Origin of the sequence: Eikenella halliae, from assembly GCF_001648475.1 — a bacterium.
Lineage (GTDB): Bacteria > Pseudomonadota > Gammaproteobacteria > Burkholderiales > Neisseriaceae > Eikenella > Eikenella halliae.
The window spans coordinates 1-10513 of sequence record NZ_LXSQ01000033.1 but is presented as its reverse complement, the minus strand read 5'-3'; the positions used below and the strand labels follow the sequence as shown (position 1 = coordinate 10513).

The window sequence follows — 10513 nt, the reverse complement described above, 5'->3', positions numbered from 1 at the left end:
GATGGCGGGTGTTGTGCTTTGTGGAAAACAACAAAAAGAAAATACAGCGAAAACAAAAGCGAAGATAAACTGGGATAGGAATAAGGGCATAGGAATAAGTAAGGGAGGATAGTATTTGCTGATTAGGAGACTACCTTGAAGAGACTAGCTGAGTATTAATATTTAACTGGCCTCTCTTCATGGGGAAATCAACAGCGTTGTGTGCACTTTCGGCTTTTGATTGAAGATCAGATTAAGCAGCTTCTGGTATTGTCAAGTATGTCGATAGATGCGGAAAACTGATTTGTTCTTGAAAAATGATAGATAACTGCTTAAAAAGCGGTTAAGCAAAAAACAAACGCTGTCCGTGCGTAGAAAGCCGTAGAAAAATGTAAACAATGTGACGATTTTATGCAAATAATGCAATTATTTGTCATATAAGGATAAGCTGGGTTGCGTTTAAAGTAACATTAAATTATACTATAAAAGTATCTAATTTTTATTGCTCAACATCAAGGAGTTAATTCTATGAAGAAGTTCTTGTTCATTATCGTTAGCTTGCTGAGTTTTTCTTGGGCATTGGCACAGGTGAATATTAATACTGCCACTGCACAAGAGTTGCAAACTTTGAATGGTATCGGTCCGTCTAAAGCCGCTGCTATTGTGGAATACCGTAACGCAAACGGCCCGTTCAAGTCGCCTGAAGACATTAAAAACGTACGCGGCATTGGCAATGGTATCTATCAGAAAATTTCTTCAGAAATCACCGTAGGCAATGGTCAGGCTGCACGTACTCCTGCTGCCAGTCCGGCTGCTCAACAACAGCCGCAACCGGCCGCCGCTAAACCTGCTACCCCAGCAGCCAAACCCGCTGCCAACAAACCTGCAGCTGCTCGTCCTGCCGCCGCAAAACCGGCTGCTGCCAACCCCTAATTAATAAATCCGAACCTTAAGCACCGCCTGCCATGTAGCTGGCGGTGTTTTTGTGTTCGAAAGCAGGTACAATAAACGCCATTTTATTTGGAGAAGGCCATGTTTAAGCACCACAAACTCATCATCCTCGGCTCCGGCCCCGCCGGTTACACCGCCGCCGTTTATGCCGCCCGCGCCAACCTCAATCCTGTCATCATCACCGGTTTGGAACAAGGCGGCCAACTCATGACCACCACGGAAGTGGACAACTGGCCTGCCGATGCCGACGGCGTGCAAGGCCCCGAACTGATGGCGCGCTTCCTTGCCCACGCCGAACGTTTCGGCACGGAAATCGTTTTCGACCACATCCACACCGCGCAACTGCAGCAACGCCCGTTCAAACTCATCGGTGATGCGGGCGAATACACCTGCGATGCGCTGATTGTGGCCACCGGCGCATCGGCCAAATACCTTGGCCTGCCGAGCGAAGAAACCTTTGCCGGACGCGGCGTGTCCGCCTGCGCCACCTGCGACGGCTTCTTCTATAAAAAACAAGACGTAGCCGTTGTCGGCGGCGGCAACACCGCCGTGGAAGAAGCACTCTACCTGGCCAACATTGCCAACACCGTAACCCTGATACACCGCCGCGACAGCTTCCGTGCCGAAAAAATCATGGTGGACAAACTGATGCGCCGCGTGGAAGAGGGCAAAATCATCCTGAAAACCGAAGCCGTATTGGAAGAAGTATTGGGCGACGACAGCGGTGTAACCGGTGCGCGGCTGAAATTCAACAATGGCCGCAGCGAAGACATTGCCGTCAAAGGCGTATTCATCGCTATCGGCCACAAACCCAACACCGACATCTTCAAAGGCCAACTCGATATGGACGACGCAGGCTACCTGAAAACCAAAGGCGGCAGCGGCGGCGACATCGGCGCAACCAACATCGAAGGCATTTGGGCGGCGGGGGACGTGAAAGACCACACCTACCGCCAAGCCATCACCAGCGCGGCCTCCGGCTGCCAAGCCGCTCTCGATGCCGAGCGCTGGCTCGACCGGCAACGTTAAATGCACTCAGGCTACCTGAAAAAACGAAACCTCCGAAAGCCGATTTAGCTTCGCCGAACCCCGGCCTTGCTGCGCCAAATCATTGTTTTAACTACGTTGCAGCTTGCGTTTTCAGGTAGCCTTTAGCCTTACCAGATTTCAGGTAGCCTGCTATTCCCCACCGGGAGCAAGCACGGGGGTAACAATACAGGCTACCTGAAACCCCCAACACCCTGCCCAAGCCATTTGCAGCCAATCCAGCCGCAGGGCACAGGCAAACGATTTGCCGACTCCAGCCTCCCCACCATTTTTCAGGTAGCCCCATGCCCACCGTGACCTTCTACACCCACGTTGCCGATTTAGAAACCTTCGCCTGCCGTTTGGCCAAACGCGCAGTCGAAGCTGGTTGCCGCGTGCTGGCTTGGTGCGGCGGCGCGAAGCAGCTGGCAACCCTCGACCGCCAGCTGTGGGCATTCGAAGCCGAAAGCTTCCTGCCGCACGAAATCTGGCTGCCCGAAGAAAATCCCTGTCCGACAGAACCGCCGATACTGCTGGCCGAAGGTGAAGCTCTGCCCGCAGCGGACAGTAGCCTGGTGGTGCTGAATTTATCGGCAGACTTGTGGAGCGATGCTCCGAATACGACGGAACGTGTGCTGGAAATCGTCGGCCGCAGCGAAACCCAGCTTGCCGCCGCCCGCCGCCGCTTTGCTGCCTACCGTAATGGCGGTTTCAAAATCGAACACCACAATATGCAGGGCAAAGCCTAGCTTTTTGTCCATCGTCCGCTTTGCCGGTCTGCTATAAAAACAGCCCATTTTCGGCTAAAATGCCGCCTTCCCGCCTTCGGTTTTGCTGCCGGATTTTTCAGGTAGCCTGCAGGTGTGCCGCCCCATCCCCAACATAATTTCACAATCAAATATGCAAAACGCAGAACAAATTGCCGCCGCCGGCATTGCCGCTATCCAAAACACCGCCGACCAGCAAGCCCTCGAACTCGTCAAAGCCCAGTATCTCGGCAAAACGGGCGAACTTAACGCCCTGCTCAAACAGCTCGGCAGCCTGCCGCCCGAAGAGAAAAAAACCGTCGGCGCGTTCATCAACGAATGCAAGCAGCGTTTCCAAGCCGCCTACGATGCCAAACGCGCCGAGTTGGCCGAAGCCAAACTTCAAGCCCAGCTTGCCGCCGAAGCACTTGATATTACCCTGCCCGGACGCTCGCAGGAAAATGGCGGCCTGCATCCCGTAACCCTAACCTTGCAGCGCGTGGTCGAACTCTTTCACGGCATGGGTTTTGAAGTGGCAGACGGCCCGGAAATCGAAGACGATTTCCACAACTTCCAAGCACTGAATATCCCTGCAAACCACCCGGCACGCGCCATGCAGGATACGTTCTACGTTGAAAACGGCGATGTTTTGCGCACGCACACTTCCCCGATTCAAATCCGCTATATGCTCGATAAAAAAGAGCCGCCCATCCGCATTATCGCACCCGGCCGCGTTTACCGCGTGGACAGCGATGCTACGCACTCGCCCATGTTCCACCAAGCCGAAGGCCTGTGGGTGGAAGAGGGTGTAACCTTCGCTGATTTGAAAGCCGTGTTCACCGATTTTATCCGCCACTTTTTCGAACGCGATGATTTGCAAGTACGTTTCCGTCCGTCTTTCTTCCCGTTCACCGAACCGTCCGCCGAAATCGATATCATGGGCGAAAACGGCAAATGGCTGGAAGTCGGCGGCTGCGGCATGGTGCATCCCAACGTGTTGAAAAACGTGAATATCGACCCCGAAAAATATACCGGTTTCGCCTTTGGTATCGGTCTCGACCGTTTCGCCATGTTGCGTTACAACGTGAATGATTTGCGGCTGTTTTTCGATAACGATTTGAACTTTTTGAAGCAGTTTGCGAAATGATTGTGCAGGCTGCCTAAAAGAAACTGCCCTAACAAAGTTAAAAAGCAGCCTACACTCCCAAGCAAACAGGTCGTCTGAAAATAAAATCTGATAAAAAGTTAATTAGTTGATTGAGAACATAACATGCAATTCTCCTACTCATGGCTGAAAACCCAAGCCGATACCGAACTTTCCGCCGATAAGCTGGAACATTTGTTAACCATGTCTGGCTTGGAAGTGGAAGAAGCCGAGACTGCCGCGCCTGTGTTTACGAGCGTGGTGATTGCCGAAGTGAAATCCGTTGAAAAACATCCGGATGCCGACCGTTTGAACGTTACCCAAGTCGATGCGGGTACGGGCGAGTTGGTGCAGATTGTGTGCGGTGCGCCGAATGTGAAAGCGGGCATCAAAGTGCCGTGTTCGTTGCCGGGCGCGGTGTTGCCGGGCAATTTCAAAATCAAGCCGACCAAGATGCGCGGCGTGGTGTCGAACGGGATGTTGTGTTCCACCGATGAACTCGGTCTGCCTGACGACGGCGTGAACGGCCTGCACATTCTGCCGCAAGACGCGCCTGTCGGTGCAAACATCCGTGAATATTTGGATTTGGACGATACGGTGTTCACGCTGAAAATCACGCCGAACCGTGCCGACTGCCTAAGCATCAAAGGCATCGCGCGCGAAGTGTCTGCGCTGACGGGTTGCGCGTTCAAGCAGCCTGCAATCCATGCCGCGCCCATCACGGGCAGCCGCAAACAGCCCGTGCAGATTGATGCGCCTGCCGATTGCGGCCGCTTTATTAGCCGTGTGATTGAAAACGTGAATGCGCGCGCCGCCACGCCGGATTGGATGAAGCAGCGTTTGGAGCGCAGCGGTATCCGCAGTATTTCCGCGCTGGTGGACATTGGCAATTATGTAATGCTGGAAATCGGTCAGCCGATGCATGTTTTTGATGCCGACAAACTTTCAGGCAGCCTGCACATCCGCCGTGCGCGCGAAGGTGAAACGCTGGAATGTCTGAACGAGAAAACTGTCTCTCTGTCTGAAAACACACTGGTAGTGGCCGACGAAAAAGGTGCGTTGAGTTTGGCAGGCCTGATGGGCGGCGCGGCAAGCGCGGTTTCAGACGACACACAAAATATCGTGCTGGAAGCGGCTTGGTTTGCGCCTGAAATCATCGCAGGGAAATCGCGCCAATATGGTTTTGGTTCGGATTCGTCGTTCCGCTTTGAGCGCGGCGTGGATTATCGTTTGCAGGCTGATGCCATCGAACGCGCTACCGAATTGGTTTTGCAAATCTGCGGCGGTGCGGCAGGCGAAATGGTGGAAGCCTTGGGCAGGCTACCTGAAAACAAACAGGTCGAATTGCGTTTGGGTCGTCTGAAAACAGTATTGGGCGTGGACATCCCTGCCGAACAGGTGGAAACCATTTTGCAGCACTTGGGTCTGCAGCCTGAAAAAACGGCGGAAGGCTTCCGTGTTACCGCGCCGAGTTTCCGTTTCGACATCGAAATCGAAGCTGATTTGATTGAAGAAATCGGCCGCGTTTACGGCTATGAAAATATCCCCGACGATTACACCTCAGGTCGTCTGAAAATGCTGGCCCTGCCCGAAACCCGCCGTCCGCGTTTTGCCGTTTATAACGAAATGGCGGCGCGCGGCTACCGCGAAGTGGTCAGCTATGCCTTCGTTGACGAGCAGTGGGAACTCGATTTTGCCGCCAATGCCAACCCTATCCGCCTGCAAAACCCGCTGGCGGCGCAGTATGCCGTGATGCGTTCTACGCTCATCGGCGGCTTGGTGGAAATTTTGCAGAACAATCTGAACCGCAAGCAAAACCGCGTGCGTGTGTTTGAAATTGCCCGCGTGTTCAGCAAAGGTTCAGACGGCCGGTTTGTGCAAAACGAACGCATCGGCGGCCTGTGGTACGGCGCGGCGATGCCCGAACAATGGGGTGAGAAAACGCGCAACGCGGATTTTTACGACATCAAGGCCGATGTAGAAAATCTGTTGAAAAATAAATGGGTTGAATTCGTCAAAACCGAACATCCCGCCCTGCATCCCGGCCGCGCCGCCAATATCGTTTCAGACGGCCAAGTCATCGGTTTTGTCGGCGAATTGCATCCGAAATGGCTGCAAAAATACGACTTGCCGCAAGCGCCGCTGGTATTTGAAATCGATATGGCAGCCGTGTTGAAACGCGAAAAAACGCGCTATCAGGCAGTATCGAAATTCCAGCCGGTACGCAGGGATTTGGCGTTTGTAATGCCTGAAGCCACCACCTTCGAGCAGTTGCAGGCTGCTTTGCACGGCGTGAAATCCGATTTGATTCAAGAGATTACCTTGTTCGATGTCTATCGCGGCGCAGGCCTGCCGGGAAACATGAAGAGCATGGCAGTAAAAGTGATTTTGCAGGATGCGGAACGTACTTTGACGGATGATGCGGTTGAAGAGATCGTCCAGAAGTTGATTGCCGCTGCCCAAACCATTGGGGCACAGCTGCGCTAGATAGGGCTTGCAACGGCTGAGGCTGGGTTTTGATGCGGCAAGACAGGTTGCACCACATCGGAACTTGGCTTGACCTGTTGTCGAGAAGCAGCGAGGATACCCCTGTTTCAGGTAGCCTTTATTCATATAGTGAATTAACAAAAACCAGTACAGCGTTGGCTCGCCTTGCCGTACTATTTGTACTGTCTGCGGCTCGTCGCCTTGTCCTGATTTTTGTTAATTCACTATATTTTCAGGTAGCCTCTTTCACCGCATCCGGCACCCGCCCGCTCAATGCCCGGCCACGGTCATCTGTTCGAGCAGCAGGGAGCCGGTTTTGTGGGCGCTGCGTTTGAGGGCATCGTTGGCGGCACCGGCGATGTTGGGCAGCATGTCTTGCAGGCGGCTGGCGATGGTGATTTCCTGCACGGGGTAGGCGATTTGGCCGTTTTCCACCCAAAAGCCGGCGGCGCCGCGCGAGTAGTCGCCGGTGAGAGTGTTGACGCCTTGCCCCATGAGCTCGGTAACGAGCAGGCCGCTGCCCATTTCGCGCAGGAGATCGGCCTGGCTTGGGTGGGTGTGGCTGAGGATGAGGTTGTGGGCGCCGCCGGCGTTGGCGGTGGTGGGCAGGCCGAGTTTGCGGGCGCTGTAGCTGCTGAGGAAGTAGCCTTGGATGATGCCGTTTTCAATCACGAAGCGGGGGCGGGTGGCGACGCCTTCGGTATCGAAGGCGGTGCTGGCCAGCGCTTTGGGTAGGTGCGGCTCTTCGCGCAGGCTGAGTGCGGCGGGGAGGATTTGGCGGCCGATGCTGTCTTGCAGGAAGCTGGTTTGGCGGTAGAGCGCGCCGCCGCTGAGTGCGCCGGCGAGGTGGCCGATGAGGCTACCTGAAACGGTGGCATCGAATAGCACGGGGTAGCTGCCGGTGGGCAGGCTTTTGGCACCGAGGCGCTGCACGGCGCGGCGGGCGGCGGTTTGGCCGATGTGTTCGGGCGTATCCAAATCGGCGCTGCTGCGGGCGAGGTCGTACCAATAATCGCGCTGCATGCCGCTGCCGCTGCCGGCCACGACGCTGCAAGACAGACTGTGGCGGCTGCTGCGCTGGTGTTGCATAAAGCCGTGGCTGTTGCCGTATACATATTGGTAGTGGCCGGTTTGGATGTGGGCGCCTTCGGAATTGGTGATGCGGGAATCGGCGGCGCGGGCGGCGGCTTCGCTGCGGCGGGCGAGCTCGGCGGCTTCGGCGGTGCTCAGCGGCCATTCGTGGTAGCTTTGCAAATCAGGAAATTCGGTGGCCATCAGAGCGGCTTCGGCCAGGCCGGCGCAGGGGTCTTCGGCGGTGTAGCGGGCGATGTCGAGCGCGGCGCGCACGGTGTCAGCAATGGCGGCAGCGGAGAAATCGGCGGTGCTGGCGCGGCCTTTGCGACGGCCTACATACACGGTGAGGTCGAGCGATTTGTCTTGCTGGTATTCGATGTGCTCGATTTCCTGCAGCCGCACCTGCACGGATTGGCCGATGGATTCGCTCACGTCGGCTTCGGCCGCGGTGGCGCCGCTGGCTTTGGCCAGCTCGAGGGCTTGGGCGCAAACGTCGCGCAGGGTTTGTTCGCTGTGGTTGAACATGGTGGTGTGCCCGTATCAAATGAAAACGCCGTATTGTACCTGAGCCGATGCTAAATTTTCAGGTAGCCTGACAGCAGGGCTATAATGCGCCTGTTTTTTCTTAACGGCCTATCCAACCATGCCTACCCCTTTCGATATCGTCTTCTTCGGCGGTACCGGCGACCTCGTGATGCGCAAGCTGCTGCCCGCCCTCTATCAAGCCCACGCCGCCGGTACGCTGCACCCGGGCGGCCGCATCATCGGCCTTGGCCGCCGCGATTTAGGGCGCGAAGGCTACCTGAAAAAAGTAGAGGAATCTGCCCGGCCGCATATTCCCAACCTTGAAGCCGCAACGTGGCACACCTTCTGCCAACGCATCAACTACCTGTCCGTAGACGCCGAAAACGCCGAACAATTCCACCACCTCGCCGCGCTGCTCGGCGCCGAAGCCGGGCAAAACGGTCGCGCCCTGGTGATTTACCTTTCCACCGCGCCGCACTATTTCATGCCCATCTGCCGCCATCTGGCCGCTGCCGGGCTGAACCGCCCCGCAACCCGCATCGTGCTGGAAAAACCGCTCGGCCACGACCTCGCCTCCGCGCAAAGCATCAACACCGCCGTGGCCGCCTTCTTCCGCGAAGAGCAGATCTACCGCATCGACCATTATCTAGGCAAAGAGCCCGTGCAAAACCTGCTCGCCCTGCGCTTTGCCAACCGCCTGTTCGAGCCGATGTGGTGTGCCGCCCAAATCCGCGCCGTGGAAATCACCATTGCCGAAGAGCTCGGCGTGGAAAAACGCGGCGAGTTCTACGACCAAACCGGCGCCCTGCGCGATATGCTGCAAAACCACTTGTTGCAGCTTTTGTGCTTCACCGCCATGGAACCGCCGCTTTCCCTCGGCGATAGCGACGTGCGCAACGCCAAGCTCAACGTTTTGCGCGCACTCAAGCCCTTCAACGCCTACAGCGTGCGCGCCGACGTGGTGCGCGGCCAATACACCGCCGGCCAAATCCGGGGCGAAAATGTGTGCGGCTACCGCGAAGAAGCCGACGTAGCCCCGCAAAGCCGCACCGAAACCTTCATCGCCCTACGCGCCGAAATCGACAACCCGCGCTGGCGCGGCGTGCCCTTCCTGCTGCGCAGCGGCAAACGCATGGCCGGGCGGCTGGCCGAAATCGTGCTCCACTTCTGGCCCGAAGCCAACCCCGTATTCGGCTGCGGCGGCTCGCCCAACCGCATCAGCGTGCGCCTGCAGCCGCAGGAATCCGTGAAGCTGTTCCTGCAAATGAAAGCCCCCGGCACCAGCCTGTGCGTACACGAAGCCGCGCTCGACCTCGACCTGCTCAAAGTCTTCCCCGAACGCCGTGCCGATGCGTATGAGCGCCTGCTGCTCGACGCGATAGACGGCAAGCTCGCCCTCTTCATGCGCAGCGACGAACTCGAAGCCGCCTGGCGCTGGCTCCAGCCCGTGCTCGACGACTGGGCGGCACACCAACCCGAACCTCAGCTCTATCCCGCCGGCAGTCACGGCCCCGAAGCCGCCATAGAAATGGCCGCCGTCTGCGGCGTGGATTGGCGCAATCGCTAGGCCAGAGACTACCTGAAAACCCTATCTCATAGATTTCATGCTTTTCTTCATCATTGTGATTGAATAAGAATAGAATAAGAAATTTTGATGGGGATTCAGAAAAACAAATTTCATGGAGTAGAAGGATTAAATGGGCAATATCATGTGGAAAGAAATAAAATCTGAAAAAGATATTGAATTATTTATGAGAGAAGTCGTTTCTTTCCATGATAGTTGCATTAGGGAGATATACTATAATAGCGGGACATATGTTAATAAAAATAGAGGTATGATTATAAACACTAATCCTACTATGTATATTAGGTTTGATACGCAAATATCTGAACGGTTTATTCAATTTGAATTAGAGCTTGGAAAGGTAGATAAGTTTTCAATGAATATTGATCTCCAATTCACCTTGGAGATATATTCAGCAACTTTCTTAAAAAAAGATAATTGGTTTTATTGGTATAGTGATGAGTACGCAGATAAGGAATCTGTATATATGTTCCGCTGCCAAACTGTAAAATGGAGAATATTGCCGGATACTAATTAAATTTCTTGGTGAATATGGAAAGTTATAGTATTAAGTAACTGGTTACCTATGTAGATAATCAAATTTCCCTATTGTAAGCAAAAGCTGAAAGTGTAAACAACGCTGTTGATTCCCACATATAGGTGTAGGAAATCGTCGCGTTGTTTACACCACAGATTGAGAAATAAGCCTGCAAGACCTCAAACGGCGTATCGCCGTCCAAACTGCGGTGCGGCTTCACCGTATTATAGAAATTAACAAAGCGGCACAGCTCCTTTTGCCGATGCTCCGGACCGTCAAACGACTGTTTCCCATGTCACCTCTCCATCAGGGTGCGGATAACCCGTTCCGCCTTACCGTTGGTCTGCGGACAGGCAACCCGGGTAAACTTTTGACCAATCCCGTTCTCATAACAGGCTACTCCGAAAGCATGGTTGGCCGAGCCTTTGTATTCCGTACCGTTGTCGGAGTAAACGTGCTCAATCAGGTAGGGGCAGGGA

8 protein-coding genes and 1 pseudogene are annotated in these 10513 nt (G+C 54.8%); 7 read left to right on the top strand and 2 right to left on the bottom strand.

Features of this window, described 5'->3' with window-relative positions:
• Positions 1-507: 507 nt before the first annotated feature.
• The 5 genes from A7Q00_RS12570 (at position 508) to pheT (ending at position 6333) form a co-directional block, all read left to right on the top strand.
• Positions 508-912 (top strand): ComEA family DNA-binding protein, encoded by a 405-nt coding sequence (locus tag A7Q00_RS12570; RefSeq protein ID WP_064090873.1) that lies wholly within the window; start codon positions 508-510, stop codon positions 910-912.
• Positions 913-1011: 99 nt separating this feature from the next.
• Positions 1012-1959: a thioredoxin-disulfide reductase gene (gene trxB, locus A7Q00_RS12565; protein ID WP_064090872.1), complete on the top strand. Its 948-nt coding sequence runs from the start codon at positions 1012-1014 to the stop codon at positions 1957-1959.
• A 302-nt stretch (positions 1960-2261) separates the two neighbouring features.
• Positions 2262-2705 (top strand): DNA polymerase III subunit chi, encoded by a 444-nt coding sequence (locus A7Q00_RS12560; RefSeq protein WP_064090871.1) that lies wholly within the window; start codon positions 2262-2264, stop codon positions 2703-2705.
• A 151-nt stretch (positions 2706-2856) separates the two neighbouring features.
• Positions 2857-3849, top strand: coding sequence for a phenylalanine--tRNA ligase subunit alpha (gene pheS / locus A7Q00_RS12555; protein WP_064090870.1), 993 nt, complete (start codon positions 2857-2859; stop codon positions 3847-3849).
• Positions 3850-3972: 123 nt separating this feature from the next.
• Positions 3973-6333 carry a phenylalanine--tRNA ligase subunit beta gene (gene pheT, locus A7Q00_RS12550; RefSeq protein ID WP_064090869.1) on the top strand — a complete coding sequence of 787 codons (2361 nt, stop codon included), beginning with the start codon at positions 3973-3975 and terminating at the stop codon, positions 6331-6333.
• A 270-nt stretch (positions 6334-6603) separates the two neighbouring features.
• On the opposite strand, the gene pmbA is transcribed toward pheT, so the two are convergent.
• On the bottom strand, positions 6604-7932 hold the full coding sequence (gene pmbA, locus A7Q00_RS12545; protein WP_064090868.1) for a metalloprotease PmbA: 1329 nt from the start codon (positions 7930-7932) through the stop codon (positions 6604-6606).
• A gap of 118 nt (positions 7933-8050) precedes the next feature.
• Here pmbA and zwf point away from each other — a divergent pair, with 118 nt between their 5' ends.
• Both zwf and A7Q00_RS12535 read left to right on the top strand, forming a co-directional pair.
• Positions 8051-9499 carry a glucose-6-phosphate dehydrogenase gene (gene zwf / locus A7Q00_RS12540; RefSeq protein WP_064090867.1) on the top strand — a complete coding sequence of 483 codons (1449 nt, stop codon included), beginning with the start codon at positions 8051-8053 and terminating at the stop codon, positions 9497-9499.
• Positions 9500-9629: 130 nt separating this feature from the next.
• A complete protein-coding gene (locus A7Q00_RS12535; RefSeq protein ID WP_082887868.1) occupies positions 9630-10034 on the top strand; it encodes a hypothetical protein in 405 nt (134 codons plus the stop codon).
• Positions 10035-10092: 58 nt separating this feature from the next.
• Here the strand turns inward: A7Q00_RS12535 and A7Q00_RS14265 are convergent.
• Positions 10093-10513, bottom strand: a pseudogene (locus A7Q00_RS14265) (integrase core domain-containing protein); the annotation flags it as partial.